General features: G+C 49.1%; 18 protein-coding genes. 9 read left to right on the top strand and 9 right to left on the bottom strand.

The window, feature by feature from the left end; translation table 11 throughout:
• Positions 1 to 25: 25 nt before the first annotated feature.
• The 3 genes from L0156_11190 to L0156_11180 are packed head-to-tail and all read right to left on the bottom strand — an operon-like array spanning position 26 to position 1,865.
• On the bottom strand, positions 26 to 406 hold the full coding sequence (locus L0156_11190; protein MCI0603563.1) for a hypothetical protein: 381 nt from the start codon (positions 404 to 406) through the stop codon (positions 26 to 28).
• Positions 367 to 1,239 carry an SRPBCC domain-containing protein gene (locus L0156_11185; protein MCI0603562.1) on the bottom strand — a complete coding sequence of 291 codons (873 nt, stop codon included), beginning with the start codon at positions 1,237 to 1,239 and terminating at the stop codon, positions 367 to 369. The genes L0156_11190 and L0156_11185 overlap by 40 nt, the downstream gene beginning before the upstream one ends.
• Positions 1,236 to 1,865 (bottom strand): helix-turn-helix domain-containing protein, encoded by a 630-nt coding sequence (locus tag L0156_11180; protein ID MCI0603561.1) that lies wholly within the window; start codon positions 1,863 to 1,865, stop codon positions 1,236 to 1,238. Before L0156_11180 ends, L0156_11185 begins: the two co-directional genes overlap by 4 nt.
• Positions 1,866 to 1,946: 81 nt before the next feature.
• Here L0156_11180 and dacB point away from each other — a divergent pair, with 81 nt between their 5' ends.
• A complete protein-coding gene (dacB, locus tag L0156_11175) occupies positions 1,947 to 3,497 on the top strand; it encodes a D-alanyl-D-alanine carboxypeptidase/D-alanyl-D-alanine-endopeptidase (protein MCI0603560.1) in 1,551 nt (516 codons plus the stop codon).
• A gap of 1 nt (position 3,498) precedes the next feature.
• Here the strand turns inward: dacB and L0156_11170 are convergent, their stop codons facing one another.
• Both L0156_11170 and L0156_11165 read right to left on the bottom strand, forming a co-directional pair.
• Positions 3,499 to 3,999 (bottom strand): DinB family protein, encoded by a 501-nt coding sequence (locus L0156_11170; GenBank protein MCI0603559.1) that lies wholly within the window; start codon positions 3,997 to 3,999, stop codon positions 3,499 to 3,501.
• A gap of 9 nt (positions 4,000 to 4,008) precedes the next feature.
• Entirely contained in the window at positions 4,009 to 4,551 is a 543-nt protein-coding gene (locus L0156_11165; GenBank protein ID MCI0603558.1) for a DUF427 domain-containing protein, read from the bottom strand.
• 100 nt (positions 4,552 to 4,651) lie between these two features.
• On the opposite strand from L0156_11165, the gene L0156_11160 reads away from it, so the two are divergent.
• Together L0156_11160 and L0156_11155 are read left to right on the top strand one after the other, a co-directional pair.
• Positions 4,652 to 5,872, top strand: a complete 1,221-nt coding sequence (locus L0156_11160; GenBank protein ID MCI0603557.1) for an FAD-dependent oxidoreductase — start codon at positions 4,652 to 4,654, stop codon at positions 5,870 to 5,872.
• A complete protein-coding gene (locus tag L0156_11155; protein MCI0603556.1) occupies positions 5,865 to 7,565 on the top strand; it encodes a DUF885 domain-containing protein in 1,701 nt (566 codons plus the stop codon). Before L0156_11160 ends, L0156_11155 begins: the two co-directional genes overlap by 8 nt.
• Here L0156_11155 and L0156_11150 read toward each other — a convergent pair.
• The gene (locus L0156_11150) at positions 7,546 to 8,223 is read right to left on the bottom strand and encodes an alpha/beta fold hydrolase (GenBank protein ID MCI0603555.1); all 678 of its coding nucleotides are present in this window, start codon (positions 8,221 to 8,223) and stop codon (positions 7,546 to 7,548) included. The two genes, L0156_11155 and L0156_11150, sit on opposite strands and share 20 nt — an antisense overlap.
• Before the next feature lie 75 nt (positions 8,224 to 8,298).
• Positions 8,299 to 9,192 (bottom strand): glycosyltransferase, encoded by an 894-nt coding sequence (locus L0156_11145; GenBank protein MCI0603554.1) that lies wholly within the window; start codon positions 9,190 to 9,192, stop codon positions 8,299 to 8,301.
• A gap of 39 nt (positions 9,193 to 9,231) precedes the next feature.
• Here L0156_11145 and L0156_11140 point away from each other — a divergent pair, with 39 nt between their 5' ends.
• The 6 genes from L0156_11140 to L0156_11115 all read left to right on the top strand — a co-directional run bounded on the left by L0156_11140 (position 9,232) and on the right by L0156_11115 (position 14,434).
• Positions 9,232 to 10,407 carry a radical SAM protein gene (locus L0156_11140; GenBank protein ID MCI0603553.1) on the top strand — a complete coding sequence of 392 codons (1,176 nt, stop codon included), beginning with the start codon at positions 9,232 to 9,234 and terminating at the stop codon, positions 10,405 to 10,407.
• 147 nt (positions 10,408 to 10,554) lie between these two features.
• Entirely contained in the window at positions 10,555 to 11,334 is a 780-nt protein-coding gene (locus L0156_11135; GenBank protein ID MCI0603552.1) for an acyltransferase, read from the top strand.
• Positions 11,331 to 12,329: a bifunctional ADP-heptose synthase gene (locus L0156_11130; GenBank protein ID MCI0603551.1), complete on the top strand. Its 999-nt coding sequence runs from the start codon at positions 11,331 to 11,333 to the stop codon at positions 12,327 to 12,329. Before L0156_11135 ends, L0156_11130 begins: the two co-directional genes overlap by 4 nt.
• Entirely contained in the window at positions 12,322 to 12,792 is a 471-nt protein-coding gene (locus L0156_11125; protein ID MCI0603550.1) for an adenylyltransferase/cytidyltransferase family protein, read from the top strand. The genes L0156_11130 and L0156_11125 overlap by 8 nt, the downstream gene beginning before the upstream one ends.
• Positions 12,707 to 13,858: a glycosyltransferase family 9 protein gene (locus tag L0156_11120; GenBank protein MCI0603549.1), complete on the top strand. Its 1,152-nt coding sequence runs from the start codon at positions 12,707 to 12,709 to the stop codon at positions 13,856 to 13,858. Before L0156_11125 ends, L0156_11120 begins: the two co-directional genes overlap by 86 nt.
• A 24-nt stretch (positions 13,859 to 13,882) precedes the next feature.
• Positions 13,883 to 14,434, top strand: a complete 552-nt coding sequence (locus tag L0156_11115; GenBank protein ID MCI0603548.1) for an isoprenylcysteine carboxylmethyltransferase family protein — start codon at positions 13,883 to 13,885, stop codon at positions 14,432 to 14,434.
• A gap of 94 nt (positions 14,435 to 14,528) precedes the next feature.
• Here L0156_11115 and L0156_11110 read toward each other — a convergent pair whose 3' ends face one another.
• Both L0156_11110 and L0156_11105 read right to left on the bottom strand, forming a co-directional pair.
• Positions 14,529 to 15,512 carry a hypothetical protein gene (locus tag L0156_11110; protein ID MCI0603547.1) on the bottom strand — a complete coding sequence of 328 codons (984 nt, stop codon included), beginning with the start codon at positions 15,510 to 15,512 and terminating at the stop codon, positions 14,529 to 14,531.
• Entirely contained in the window at positions 15,436 to 16,020 is a 585-nt protein-coding gene (locus tag L0156_11105; GenBank protein ID MCI0603546.1) for a hypothetical protein, read from the bottom strand. The genes L0156_11110 and L0156_11105 overlap by 77 nt, the downstream gene beginning before the upstream one ends.
• Positions 16,021 to 16,119: the final 99 nt, after the last annotated feature.

Below are 16,119 nucleotides of genomic sequence, written 5' to 3'. Positions count from 1 at the left end.
TTTTGCGTTGAATGAATGACCGTTATTATTTGACTTCTACCGCCGGGAGAATCCAGTTCGGGATGTAATCATCATGGAGTGGCAGGTTGTCGTTGTAGTTGCCCGCATAAAAACAGATTACCAGATCGAGTTCCGGAAACGCGATTGCATGCTGCCAGCCGTTTCCGCTGGCGAAGTAACCGCGCACCGAACGCCCTTTATAAGGATAATCGCGGATCCACCACAAATAGCCGTACTGCGACCGCGAAGTTTCACTGAATCGGGTTAGAGGTATAGTGGAACGGCGAACCCATTCCGGTGTTAGAATTTTGCGTCCGTTCCAGGTACCTCCATTTATGTGCAGCTGGGCCAGCTTCACCTGTGAGGCTATGCTTCCGGATACAACTTTGCCATCGCTTTCGTCCACGCTTCCTGAATCAGTACCTGCAAGTGATTTGGCTGATTCCACAGCGACAGCCATAAAGCCGGCTGGACTTGCTTCCGCAAAGTCTCAGGATCAGCTCCAGGAGGAGCACCACAAGCAGAGCCACGTTCGATGCGGAAACAGAATATTCCGTTGTTGAAATTCTCCACAGTTCCGTAAAAATCCGTTGGCGGTTTGTTCGCAATTACTTTTCCTTTCAATTCGAAACCGCCCGCCGTTTTAATTGCGTATGGATCGCCAGGGCGCAGATTTTCAATGGAACCCTCTTGCAAGAAACCCCCTTTGCTCATCATGCGGATCCAAACCTCTTCGCGCGTATTCAGCAAAAGCGTCCGGGCCCAGATGACCTGACGCGATTCGCCCGCATGATTCTCCAGATAGTGTTTCATGTTGTCCAGCTCGAATGTCCAGCCGCGGCTTGTTGCATCGTATTCATCTTCCCAATTTTCTCCCATCCCAAAACCGGAGTGTACAAGTCTCAGAATGGTTTTACCGCCATGACTTTCCAATTGAAAATCGGTGGCCACTTGAGGGGGAATTCTTTCCGCTCCTGGAGGTTGTTCTCCGCCTCCTTCCGCTGTTTTTAAACGATGATTTGGTTCCCAGATCTCGATCTGACTTCTTCCTTCATACGGAGGCCCCCACGAATAAAAAATGGATCCTCCCTTTCCAGGCATCACTTTCGCATCCAATGGAAACCAGCGCATCAGCTCATGCGCATCGGTAAGCGCTTTCCAAACTTTTTCCACGGGCGCATTGATCTCAATCGTTCTCTCAATGGAGCGTGTTTGAGTGGGTGTTTTTTCTTTAGTCACGACTTTTTCTCCTGTTTCATTTTTTTATGAATTTTGGTGATGGCGGGATAAGCGCCCGCAAAAACACGAAAAGTGCGACCGCCAGGGCTTTTTTCATCATGATACTTTGCCGATAAATTTGCGAAAGCGTTCGAGACTTCTCTGGCAAATTCATTGCGATCCGCGGTGCTGGCAAAACGAATGGACGTTTGCAATGTGAATGTGGCAAGTTTCTTATTCGCCTGATTTGCTTGTTCCCGTAGAACGGCAAGTTCTTGAATTGCGCGGGCGGCTACAGCTACAAGATAAGTGAACGAGAAGTGGTCTTGAATTTTGTCTGGATCGGCAGCAAGCGATCCCAGCGCCTGAGGGCTAATCAAATAAGCGCGGGCAGTAGCGCGCACGATTCGTTCCGTGCAGTTGCCCTTACGCCGTTCCTCTACCGCCTCCAGGAACCCGTGCTTCTCCAGTTGGCGGAGATGGTAGTTCACCTTTTGGCGCGGAATTCCGAAACGGCGCGCTAAACCGGCAGCCGAATCCGGCTCGCGAAGGCCCTCCAGTATCTGAAGACGCAAAGGATCAAGCACCGCCGCCGCCTCAAGATTGTCCTCGATCATCTGGATCGCTGTGGCACTTGGACTGTTCATGTTCCAAAATATATTACCGACAAAATAATTTGTCAAGACATATTTTTTTATCGGAATCAGGTTTGCTGTAAAATGACGTCCATGAGAAAACTCGTCTTGTTTCTAAGCTTCTTTTTACTGGCTGCAGGAATCCTGGAGGCCGGTCCGTTGGAATCACGGCTTCAGAAGATCATGAACCGTCCGGAGTTTCGTCACGCGACTTTTGGAATCCATTTTCTATCGCTCGAAAAGAAACAAACGCTTTATGCGCTGAATGCAAACAAGTTCTTTATTCCCGCGTCCACCACAAAATTGATAACAGCGGGAAGCGCGCTGGAAATCCTTGGACCCGATTATCGTTTTCCTACACGCATCTATCGAACCGGTGAAGTGATAAACGAAACTTTGCAAGGAGATCTTGTTCTGGTCGCAAGCGGCGATCCTAACCTGTCCTCAAGAGTCACAGAGGGCGAGGCTCTGTTGTTTGAAAATGAAGATCATTCTTACGGAGGAGAGCACAGCCGTGGTGTCGGAGAGGACCCGCTGCGAGTAATTCGCAAATTGGCAAAACAGGTTGCTGGTCACAAAATCAAAAGAATCAGCGGGCGAGTCCTGGTGGACGCGACTCTGTTCAAGCAAGGAGACCGCGAGCTCGGCACCGGCGTGGTTATTTCACCAATCGTAGTGAACGATAACGTTATGGATGTGCTTGTAAAACCTGGCGATTCAGAAAACGCTGCCGTAGCGATGAAAGTTGCTCCGTTAACGTCTTACGTGAGAATCGTGAATCGCGCAATCACAGGGAAAAGCGATTCCGATCCCGACCTGCGATGGGATTCCGATATTGAGAACAGTGACGGTTCTCGAACTGTCACGCTTGCTGGTTCCCTTCCGGCAAACGGGCCGGAGACAATGTTCAGTTATGCAGTTCCAGATCCTGCGCGATACGGCGAGATGTTGCTTACAGAAGCATTGCGCGAAGAGGGCATTGTCGCCAACGCAAGATTAAAAGAGGATCAGCCGGATTTCAAATCGCTTGCAACTTTTTACAAATCGGAAAATCAAGTTGCTGAACACATCTCGCCACCCATGAAAGAAGAGATCAAAATCATTCTCAAAGTGAGTCAGAATCTGCATGCCAGCATGATGCCGTATGTTCTTGCTTCGGTGGTTGCAAAAAAAGAAGCGCCACAATCAGGGTTCGATTTAATGCGGGAGTTTCTAGCGAAAGCCGGATTGAACGATGATGCTGCGTCGCAGGAAGATGGCGCCGGCGGTTCGGCGAACTTCACTCCGGAATTCATGACCAGCTATCTTGCTTACTGGGCAAGGCATAAGGAGGCAAAGACATTTCATGATGCTTTGCCGATCCTTGGAAAAGATGGCACGTTGTTTCAGATCCAGGTATATTCAGCAGCGGCCGGTCACGTCTTTGCAAAAACTGGGACTTATGGCAGGTCCGATCTTCTGCACAAGCGAGTGATGGTCGACAGCAAAGCCCTGGCAGGTTACGTGACCACTAAAAAGGGGCACAGCCTGGCCTTCGCCATTTTTGTAAATCACGTTCCGGTCAGCTCAAAACCACACGCCATTCGCGAAATAACCGGTCAGGCAATGGGTGAGATCGCTGCTGCTGCGTACGAACTTCTATAACTCAGAACACCTGTTCGTCGGCTGAAGGTCCGTAGATCGAAGGAACCGGTATATTATTCAGCCGCATGTAAATCGTCAATTGTCCGCGGTGATGGACCAGATGGTTGACCATCGGTAGAATCATGTCTCTCTTTGAGGATGAAAACAGCACCTGCCCCTGGTTTTTTAGATAGAAGGGCGCATCGAGCGATCCGTCCATTACCTTTTGCAAAGCCTGTTTCGCCTCGGCAAGATTCTCATCGAGATGCTTTACTAAATCCGCACCTGTTTTCGGCTCTAAGTGTTGAAAGGTAGCAAAATCGATCTCCGAATCCTTGATCGTATGCGTGATCCATTTGGGAATTTCGGCAACGAGCAAAGACAAATAACCCATTGGCATCGATTTTTCGTGTGGTTTCCAGCCAAACAATCTTTCAGGAATTCTTTCCAAACATCTGCGCGATGCATTTGCTTCCGCTTCCAATTCCTTTAAAACCGATGTTGCCAGTGTTGTATCGCTCATCATGCAATCCTATTCTCCTGCAAACGGTCCTACGATTTCATTCGTAATCCATCCGCCATAATATTCGCCTGGCTGGGGAACGACACGTTCACCATTGACGAAACAGGCATCCATCAACTTCGGATAGAAAGCCAGATGATTTCGGATCATTTCATATCCTCGTGTTGGCTCCGGATAACTCCAGGCGGCGTTTTGATTTTCTTTTGTTCTGCCCTTTATGTTGAAATAAACGGCTGTTCCTTTCCATTCACACTTTGAGCTTTTGGTTGATGGAGTCATGTGCTCCATATGTATATCTTCACGCGGGATGTAATAAACGGGAGCGTGTCCGGTTTCCAAAACCCGCACAGCACGATCCGTTTCGGCGATCACAACGCCGTCATAAAGGACACGAATCTTCTTCGAAGTCTTTTCCACCCTTGGCGGGCGCGGATAGTCCCAGACTGATTCCTGACCTGGTCCCGGTTTGATCCTTTGTGGTTTCACATCTTCTGCCGCAAAGCTGAAAATTGTGATGAACAGAATACAAAAGAGTAATGCTGATATCCTCATGATGCAATTATAAACAAAGTAGTGCGGGCGTCCCGCCTGCAGCTCCGCAGACGAGACGTCCGCGCTACTTTGTTATAGCTCCGTGCTACCATGGATATCGATGGCCGTAGGGAAATTTCCACGCCGAAGTTTTCTCGCGGGCTCGCTCGCAATGCCCCTTGCAATTCCTGCGCTTGCATCATCCGCTACGAAGTTACGCGTCGCCGTGATTGGCGCCGGCGCATTTGGCGGATGGACAGCGCTCTTTCTTCTTCGCAACGGAGCACAGGTCACAGTGTTCGACGCCTGGGGTCCAGGAAATGCGCGCGCAAGCTCCGGTGGTGAAACTCGGGTCATTCGTGGCGTGTACGGACCGAACCGGATCTACGTGAAGTGGACGGTTCGTTCGTTTCAGCTATGGAAGGAAGCGGAAAAAGCATGGAACAGGAAAATCTATACAAAAACAAATGCGATATGGATGATTCGTGAAAATCAAAATGACGATTACGAAAAAGCCGCGATGCCGCTGTTGGAGGCCGAGGGTCTTCCTTACCAAAAACTAACTCCGTCAGAAGCTTCCAAACATTATCCGCAAATCAATTTTGATGGCGTTGGCTGGGTCCTGAAGGAAGAGGAAGCGGGCTTTCTGCTCGCGCGACAAGCCTGCCAGTGCGTTCTCGATTCTTTTATTGCGGAAGGCGGCGAGTATCGCCTGCTTTCCGCAAAACGAGGACCGGAAGGCGCTTTGCAATTATCCGATGGATCCACGTTCCAGGCGGATGCGTACGTGTTTGCCTGCGGTCCCTGGCTCAGCGAACTCTTTCCTGAGCTGATGGTGGGCCGTTTGATTGAACCCACACGGCAGGAGGTTTTCTTTTTCGGAACTCCTGCGGCAGAGGATCGCTGGACGGAAAAGAAAATGCCTGTCTGGATCGATCACGGGGAGCGTTTGATTTACGGCGTGCCGGGAAATGAGCGGCGTGGCTTCAAAGTTGCGGACGATACGCGCGGTGAACCTTTCAACCCAACCAGCGGCGAACGAAAAATCACTTCGGAAAAACTTGAAGCGGCCAGAAAATTTCTTGAGCTGCGTTTTCCGGATCTAAAAAATGCGCCTCTGGTGGAATCCCGCGTCTGTCAGTATGAGAATAGTCCCGATCAAAACTTCATCATCGATCAGCATACTCAAATGAAGAACATCTGGATTGTGGGAGGCGGGTCCGGGCACGGTTTCAAACATGGCCCCGCAGTCGGCGAATACACCGCCGGACTCGTTCTCGATAAACAGAAACCGGATCCGTTCTTCCAACTGGACCGATTTAGAAAAGGACACAATGGCTAAAAGAATTGTATTACTTTTCGTTTTATTCCTTTTTTTCGCAACACTTCATGCACAAAACAAAAGCTCGACTCTTCTCAAACAGGTTGCCGATGAATACTGGCAACATGAGCTGGATGAATCTCTCTACCTCCGGATCAAATTCGGATTGCCGATCACCGATCTGCCGGATCCCACTCTGGAGGATGCAAAAAGAGAAGCCGCATTCTGCAACAACATTTTAGACAAACTGAAAGGAGTAGATCCGAAGGAAATCGATCATGAAGAATTCCTTTCTCTGGAAATCTTGAAATGGGAGTGCGCGCAAGTCGTCGATCTTGTTCGCTATTTCAAATTCACTTCTCCGATCACGCCCTACGCTTCCGATCTGTCCACAATTCATCAAGCATTCACCACCTTCGCCGTAAACTCAGAGGAGGATGCAGAGAAGTACGTCGCGTTATTGAAAAAGCTGCCTGTGTACGTTCAGCAACTCCACACGACCGTCGAACGGCAGGCGAAGGAAGGTGTTCTGGTTCCAAAAGATGAGCTGGAAATCGTAATTCCTTTTCTTTCTAACTACGGAAAGGAAGGTGAGAACAGTCCTTTCTATTCCAAAAAGGTGAAGAAGGAAGCTCTCGCAAAGGAGATGGCCACCGTCATCAATACCGAAGTAAACACGTCTTTCCAGAAGCTGATTGATTATTTGAAGACGGACTACAAACAACAGTCGCCGCGCACGCTGTCGGAAAAAAAGGATTACTACCGCGCGCTTGTACGCTATCACACAACGATGGATGTCACCCCGGAGGAGGTCCATGAAACCGGACAGGAGGCGGTGCGAAAACTTCAGGAAAGGATGAAAACCGTGCGCGAGTCGCTGAAATTTGAGGGCACCCAGGAAGAGTTTCACAAGAACTTAAAGAGCGACCCGCAATTCATTCCAAAAACACCTGAAGAAATCGGCGAAAAGCTTCTGTCTTTCGACCGCCGGATTCAACCGAAGATTCCGGAGTACTTCTCACTCAAGCCAAAGGCTCCGCATGCAGTCTCGCGCCTTGATCCAAAATTGGAAGGATCGATGACGTTCGGATACTACCAAGTGCCCACCAAATCGGATCCTAAAGGAACTTACTACTATAATGGTTCTAATCTATCAGAAAGACCGATGTTTAACTCCGGCTCGCTCGTTTATCATGAGCTGGTCCCAGGACATCATTTTCAGCTGAATCTACAATCCGAGAATGAATCACTTCCCGCTTTTCGAAGGGAGGGCGGCCACACCGCGTTTGTCGAAGGGTGGGCCGAATACTCGTCCGGCCTGGCCGAGGAAATGGGCATGTATCAGGATCCGTACGAGCTTTACGGAAGGTTGACGGCGGAAATGTTTTTGACGGTGCGGCTGGTTGTAGATACCGGCATGAATTATTTTGATTGGCCGCGTGAAAAAGCGATGCAATTCATGCGAGCAAATCTCCTGGAATCGGAGACGCAAATCCACACAGAGTCGTTGCGTTATTGCTGCGATATTCCCGGACAGGCTCTCGGCTATAAGATGGGCAGCTTCAAAATACGCGCTCTACGGGAAAAAACCCAACAGGCGCTCAAAGAAAAATATGATGTGCGTAAGTTTCACGCCGCCGTTCTGGAAAGTGGCTCGATGCCTCTAACGGTGCTGGAAAAGCACATTGAATGGGTTATTGAGAGTGCTGAGTAATGAGTGCCGAGTGCTGAGTTAACGCGGGGAAATCATTGATGATGGCGTTCTTCAGCTCCGTTAATTTTCCATCAAACAGATGCACGGCTCCCTCGATGACCACGAGCTTCTTTGGTTCCTGAAGTTGATTGAACCAGTCCTGGGTGCTGCTGATCGATCCGTACTGATCGTTTGAGCCCTGCAAAATCAACTTTGGTTTTTCGTAATCGAAAAGAAAACTGAAATCGGCAACATCCACAGTCACTCCGGTTCCGATCACAGCTGAGACTCTCTCATCGCGCGACGCAACCAGCAAACCCACTTTTGCTCCGAATGAGAATCCGCCCACGACCAGCATGGCTTCCGGATATTGATGATGAAAATGATCGAGGACCGCCTCCACATCCCGTTGCTCACCGATGCCGTGATTGAATGCGCCGCTGGAACGTCCGACACCTCTAAAATTGAACCGCACCGTTGCATAACCGATCTGATTGAGCGCCATCGCCATCGAATAAATCACTTTGTTATGCATGGTGCCGCCATATAAAGGATGGGGATGGCACAGCACCGCGAGGTGCGTAACTTTTTTGGAAACGTAAGAGAAGATCCCTTCCAGCTCACCTTCCGGTCCTGGAATGAAAACCATCTCACTCCGTTTCGCCGTAATCGAATTCATAGAGGCTAATGATATACGTGATCCCAACCTCACGCAATCGTAATCGTGGATCGTGATCTTGATCGTAATCGTAATCTAACTTCGAAACATCAACCTCCCGATGAAACGCAAAGTCCTATACGCGCGTTCGAATCCTGAAAATGCTTGTGTGCTGTATTTGTTGTACGCTCGCAGTGCATCCCAATTGTGCCCGGCATTGATGTAGTGTTCGCTGACAACGCGATACAACGCTTTCCATGATTCCTTTTCCGAAGCACCGGAATTTGTAAATACGGGCGTGTTGCGGAATTTTTCGAAGATGCGGATGAGCTCTTTCGCCTGAACATCCTGCTGGCCTACCGACTTCGCTGCAGAATGTGTTCTTGCTCTGGAAAGTAAATCAGGAACGTAAAGAAATCGGGCGCCGCCGCCGGCGATGCGGATCCAGTATTCAAAATCTGCGCAAAATTGAAAACTCTCGTCCAAGCCGCCAAATCGATCCCATACAGATTTGCGAATAAAAGCGGACGGTTGACGGACCGGATCGTTCCATGTCTGGAAAATAGAGCGAAGATCAAATGGTTCGCTCCGAAAAACGCTCAGGGTATTGCCGCGGGCATCAATCAGAGTTGTGTCGCCATAAACAACATCTGTATCTGGTGAATCTGAAAAAGCATGCACCGCCTTTTGCAGTGCGTCCTTTTCCAGAAGGTCGTCCGAATTCAGATAGGCAAGGATGTCGCCCGTGGCTCGCATCCATCCTTGATTGATGGCATCTGCATAACCCCCATCCTTCTTGCTTTGCGAGTAAGCGAGCTTAGTTTCGTATTTATGGATGATTTCCTGGGAGCCATCCGTTGAGCCGCCATCGATGATGATATATTCCAGATCCTGATAAGTCTGGTTGAATACGGACTGGATTGTTTCTTCGAGGAAAGCAGCCTGGTTGTAACTCGGCGTGACGATGCTGACGAGCATGTTTCTGGTCACCGTGTTATAATAGCAAGTTTCTAGTTCACGAGAATCAACATGAATTTTGGCACTTTATACCGGGACGTTACGCGCGCGTACACGACGATTCCGCAAAAATTCGACAAGCAGGGACGGGCTTTTCCGCCCCTTCGAGTCGCCATCGTGATTACGCATTTCTGCAACCTTCGTTGCGAGTTTTGCATGGTGGTCAGTCCCGAAAACGTCGAACGCGCCAAGAAAATGCAGCCGCAGGTCCTGACTCTCAAGGAGATCCAGTCGATTGTCGACTCACTACCGCGCTTTTCCGTCGTCACTATTACGGGTGGCGAACCCACGGCCCGCTACGACTTCATGGACATCATGCGGTACATCAGCCGCAAACACAAAGGTCATTTCGTCACAAATGGAACGGTCTTGAACGATCAGAAACTCGCCGAATTAATTTCCATGGGCGCCTCGAATCTACTGACAAGCGGATTGATGTCTGTTGGAGTTTCCATTGAAGGTCCCGAAGAATTTCACGATCACATCGTCAAAATCAAAGGTGCGTACAAAAAGACCGTGCGTACGATTCACACACTCGGAGAAGAGAAAAGGAAACAAAAGAAGAAATATCCCATCATCGATTTGAAGGTTGTCATCACAGACGAAAACATCAACAGCCTCATCGACATTTTCAAGCTTGCTGAAGAGAATGGCGTGGACATGGTTTCCTATCAGGTGGTGAATAATCAACCATCCTCTTACGGCATCGAAGGCTCGGGAGATGCGCGCGCGCACATGAAAGTTCCCGCGCCGGTTCGCCCGATCGACGCAAAACTGCTCCGTGAGGTTTGCGAAGAGCTGACCGCGCGGTCGAATGCGCATCGGGTCACGAAAGTTCGTTTCAATCCGATCATGCCTCTGGATGACATTGTGGACCATTATCAGAACACGCCTGATCTAGAACACTTCACTTGCCGTGTTGTATGGTCAACGATGCACATAGGTCCTTATGGCGATGTGTTCCCCTGCTATAGCTACAACATGGGAAATATTCGCAAGAATTCTTTGATGGAAATCTGGAATGGCGAAAAGTATAAAGCCTTCCGCAGACAACTTCAGCAGGCCGGCATCTGGAGAGGTTGCATTGGTTGCTGCATGATCTCGTACAAAGAGCCGAATGGTCTGAGCAATAAGATTAATAACACCGGCACAAAAGCAGTCCATCAGATTTCATACAACGCACGCTAATTTTGAACAAAAGCTAAAAAAGGAAACTAAGATCAAATTTTGAACAGAAGATCGCAAAGCACGCTAAGATTGAATGATTTTCGCTTCGCGTTCTTTGCGTCCTTCTGTTCAAATTCCTTCGTTTTCTTCGTTATCTTCTGTTAAAAAATGAATGAGAAAGTTGCCGAACCATTGGCCCGTCCTTACACAGATTTTCAATCACAGCTGACGACCACCGCAAAGACACCGATCCAGAAGTACATGGATATGCAGATCGGTATGCGCTCCTGGTGGATGCTGTTCAAGTACGAACTCGTAATGATGCTGTGCAACTCGCGCACGGGAGCTATCGGTTATTTTTTGCGCAATCTCTTTTATCCGCTCGTCTTCGGAAAAATCGGACGCAATGTGACTTTCGGAAGGAACATCACGATCCGCCATCCTCACAAAATCAAAATCGGAGAAAATTGCATCATCGATGAGAATTGCGTTCTTGACGCAAAAGGTGACGACCCGCGCGGAATTGAGCTCGGCGATAATTGTGTACTGAGCCGCAACAACATTCTGAGCTGCAAAGGCGGCTATATCAAACTGGGATCAGGGACCAACATAGCGCAGAATTCACTCGTACATTCAGAAAGCGCGGTGGAGCTTGGCAAGAATACTCTGGTTGCATCCTACGTTTATTTTGTCGGCGGCGGAAACCATGATTTTTCACGCACCGATATTCCGATCATTCAACAGCCTTCTTTGAGTCGCGGTGGGATTTTTATTGAAGATAACTGCTGGTTTGGAGCGGGAGTGATCATTCTGGATGGCTGCAAAATCGGCAACGATTCGGTTTTCGCGGCTGGCGCAGTTGTGAACTCGGAGATCCCACCTTACTCGATTGTTGTGGGTATGCCCGCTCGAGTATTGCGGAACCGGTTGGAGAATTTGGAATCATGAAAGATCTGCTGAACTACCTCCCTTCTTTGCGCGGGAAGAAAGTGGGAGTGTACGGTGATTTGATTGCTGACGAATACGTGTACGGCACGATCCATCGCTTTTCGCGTGAAGCACCTGTCTTTGTTGTGAATTATGAAGCTTCGCAAATCGGCCCGGGCGGCGCAGCCAACGCGATCAATAACATTCATGGGCTCGGTGGAAATCCGTATCCTTTCGGAGTGCTCGGAAATGACACGCCGGGGAGAACACTCTTACACGTATTGAAAGAGAAGGGAATTTCCACGGATGGCATTGTTTGCGATGATGACCATCCCACGTTCATTAAACAGCGAGTTGTGGCCGGTTCTCCGCACTCCGTGAAACAACAGATCTTGCGAATCGATCGCTGTTTGCCGCTCTCCGCCGATGCTCATTGCCATAAAGAACTTACGAACCGACTCTCTGACTTTGCAAAAGATCTCGATGTTTTGATCATTTCCGACTACGGACTCGGCGTGGCAAGCTCCGCGCATCTGGCTCCGATCTTAAAGGAGCTGTCGCAGGCGGGGCTTCCCTGTTTCGTTGATTCCCGCTATAACCTTCAGGCTTACGCCGGTGTGACAGCCGCCACTCCCAACGAACCGGAACTGGAATCGATTCTTGGGAAATCGGTGGACGCAAAAAACATCATGGAAGCGGGAAAACATTTGCTCACAAAACTGGATCTGCAAGCCTTGTTGATTACGCGCGGCAGAAACGGAATGGCTTTATTTACGAAAAATCAAGATCCGCGTTCGATTCCTATTTTTGGTTCCTCCGATATCGTGGACGTAACGGGCGCGGGTGATACGGTGATCACCACTTTTGCGCTTGCGGTCGCAGCCGGCGCATCCTTTTACGATGCAGCGCGACTCGCGAATTGCGCGGCCGGTCTGGTTGTCATGAAACGCGGGGCAGCTACAGTCACGCCGGAAGAACTGGGTGAAGCAATCCGGATCGCGGACATGCATGAATAAAGTCCGCACTCTCAACGATCTGAAAGCAATTCTCGAATCCAGGAAAGAAAGCCGAGTTGTATTCGCCAATGGCTGTTTTGATGTGTTGCACGTTGGTCACGTGCGCTATCTGCAGGAAGCTCGCGCTCTCGGCGATCTTTTGATTGTAGGCTTGAACTCCGACGACTCGGTGCACCGTTTAAAAGGAGAAGGACGACCGGTCCTGAACCAAGATGCGAGAGCGGAATTGCTTGGCGCAATGCAATGCGTTGATTACGTCGTTATTTTTGATGATGACACGGTTGATCGTTTATTGGTAGAATTAAGGCCCCATTTTCATTGCAAGGGGGGTGACTATACTCCGGAAACAGTTCCGGAGAAGGAGACGGTGAAGCGGTATGGAGGTTCAACTTCCATTACAGGGGGAAGGAAAATACAATCCACCCGTTGGTTATTCGAAGAAATACGGCGCAGGTATTCCTGAAGAACCACGATCGATCTGCATCCTGCAACTAAATTCGATCGGTGATATTATCCATACACTTCCTGTTGCTCATCTGCTGAAAGAACGATTTCCCTCCGCGCGAATTACATGGATCGCCGAAAAAGGCCTGGCTCCATTGCTGAATCATCATCCGGCTGTGGGCCAACTACTTCTCGTGGACACAAAGAAGTGGCGAAAACGAATCCTTTCACCGGCTGTGTGGAAAGAAGTGTACAGTTTTCTCCGCTATCTTCGCTCCCAGGAATTTGACCTTGTTCTCGATTTTCAAGGAATCTTCAAATCCGCGCTGCTCGCCCGTTTTTCCGGATCTTCCAGAAGAATCGGCATGGCGCATTCGGACCGCTCGCAGAAATGGAGCTTCCTGTTTCTAAACGAATTCAGCACGGGGACCGCAAAAAAGGAACACATCATCGAAAAGAATCTGGCTGTGCTGGAGTCTGTTGGCATTCGCTCGGAAAACTTGCCCCTTCATTTTCACATTCATCCGGAGGAAGAAGCTGTTCAGTACGTGGAACAGGAGTTGAAGAAGCTCGAAATCGAAGATTTTGTGTTGATCAACCCCGGCGGCGGCTGGATCACAAAGTTGTGGGATGAAGATAAATTTGCGCAATTGATCGACATGATTTACAACGATCTTCATATTCCTTCTCTCATCGTATGGGGGCCGGGAGAGCGCCATCTCGCGGATAAAGTCGCGCGCAAATGCATCACACCGGCAATGATTTCTTTCAGCACGAATCTTTCCGAATTGATCGCTTTGACCAGCAGATCCCGGTTGATGGTAAGCAGCGACTCCGGACCGCTCCATCTGGCATCGGCGCTGGGAATTCCTGTGGTTGGATTGTACGGACCGACTGATCCGCTTCGCAACGGACCGTGGAACCCGCATGATTCCGCCTGCACCATCAATTACCAGTGCAGTCCGTGTTACCTGCGCGTTTGTCCGATCGGCATTCAATGCATGAAAAAACTGGAAGTGCCACAGGTCTTGGATTCCGTCAAAAAAACCTTCTATCTATCAACATCTTTAAATACAAATCAGTAATTAATTTCTTGGAGTCTTGGCGACTTGGCGGTTAAATTGTATTCGCAATGGGTGCGACGTCATCGCCGAAACCTGGGCATCCCCCTTGTTGTTGCAGCGCTCCTGCTTGCTCGTTATGAACCACGGTTTTTGGGGTTCAGTATTGCACTTGTAGTTGCGGGTGAAGCGATTCGAATCTGGGCAGCAGGCCACCTTCGCAAAGAGCAGCTATTGACCACAGGAGGTCCATACCGCATCATTCGAAATCCCCTTTATCTGGGAAGTTTCCTGATCGCTGTAGGATTCTGTCTGGTCGCAAACTCCGTCTGGATCTGGTTGCTTGTTGCAGCTTATTTTGCGCTCTGTTATGTTCCGGTGATCCGGCATGAAGAATCTGTGCTACAAGGAAAATTTCCCGGCGAATTTTCGCAATATTCTGCCGACGTTCCCGCCCTCTATCCGACAATCCGGCTGTACCCAAACATCTCTACACAGTTTTCCTGGCAGCAGGTGCTTCGAAATAAGGAGTACAATGCGGTACTCGGAATTCTTGTGGGATACGCTTACCTCGTTCTCATCGCAAGCAAACTTTCGTAGTGGCAGGAAGCCGGGTGCGATACCGTTGAGCGTTACAGCTCTTAGAATCGGGTATGGGGTAACATTCCTTTTGACATAAATGTCGCGCGGAAATTCATCGCCGATGTTCTTTATCCTGGCTCACAAACATGTTGATATATTGGGTGAGAAGTTCCAAAGCGGATGGATCGCTTGATTTCAGATGGCTTGCTGCAGTCTCGATGATTGAGTTAAGCTCTTTTGCGCCTACCAACGCTTCGAAATAGTTCGGTCGCATCCCGGTGAAAGAATCGAGAATTGAAACGGAATGGGTCAGACCGGCTTGCTCTCCACTACGTGCTGCGGCATCCTCAATGGTCTTTAGTCCTTTGATTGCAAGGACTATTTGGCGGAGATTTTGCGTTGACATTGTCAAGTGCCAGATCGCTCTCATTTCGTCATTGGCGTAACTCACATCTCTTCGATGAAATTTCGCAAAAGCATCAAGATCTGCGAACCGATAGTATGAAGAGATCAGCAAACCCGGATACGGCCCGTGTTGCTCGCCAATATAAGTGAGCTTAACGGAGACTCCGGCAAATTCATCAGTTGAATATGAATGAGCATAAAGGGCCAAAGGCCCACTTTCCAATCGAAATTCTCTGCCGTCCCACTCCAAGAAAGATTCGGGCGGGCTAACAACCAGGGTCTTTCCGTCCCAGTTTAGTGTTTCTTCCTTTCGAAGACGAAGAAGGCTCTTGCGTTTCCAGCTTCCGTTTTCCTGTGCAGCTATCAGCAGAAAATTTTTAGTCCCGTCAGTTAAAATAAGTGCCGCTTCCTGCCGTTGATCTCCATTCAAATCAGCCAGAATGAAATGCCCCTGTGCAGGAAGTCTCAATTCGCCGTTGGACCACAGTTCATGGCCTGCTTCTGTTAGTGCTCCCGGAATCCGTGGAGTGGATATTTCCGGAACCAATCGCGTCAGAGTTTGAAACGCTGAGTATTCGAGATAGATGGTTTTCTCAGCGCTATCCGAGGTTATCTCACTCGCGCACGGAAGGAAAACAAGAAGGAGTAAAAACAAGTTCTTTTTTGAGTCCTGCAGCATTCTTCTGATCATACTTTTGATCTGCCCCTTTTCCAGAATAGAAACGTGCAAGACTCCGGGATGATTTACATCTCCGAGCCTTCTGATCAGGAAAGAAAAGGCGTTCCAAACGGAACCAACCTAATTGTATCCCCCATTGGTCTTCCAGTGGAACAACTTCTGCACGCCATCTGTTTCTGGCGGCGCTTTGAAACTGAACCGGTGACGCGAAAACGGTACCTTTGGTGGTAATCTGAGGTTGAATCCAATGGCCTTTGATTTCAGCGCCATTTTTTTCAATCCGGCCTTTGAATTCACCCCGATTTCCTGGAATTCGAAAACTGATTTTCCCTTTATCAACTGTTGCTTTTACAGAATGACCGGCGATTTCCGCCCACCAATCCGATTTACGACTGACCAGGGTTAGGGTTCCGCGGATTTCGGGGCCAAAATAGCGTTTTGCCTCCCATAGCCCGACGAATGATTTCGAAGAAGCAGGATCTGAAGACATGGCAGGTAAATCAATCAGGACAACCAGCATGTACTACTGACGTTGAACTTCTTGTTTTTTTAGAAGGATTTTCGCAAAAGGATATTAAACCGCAGAATATCGAACAAAGGAACTCCGAACCGCAGAAGT

The organism is bacterium (assembly GCA_022616075.1).
GTDB lineage: Bacteria > Acidobacteriota > HRBIN11 > JAKEFK01 > JAKEFK01 > JAKEFK01.
This window is presented reverse-complemented; position numbering and strand designations above follow the sequence as displayed.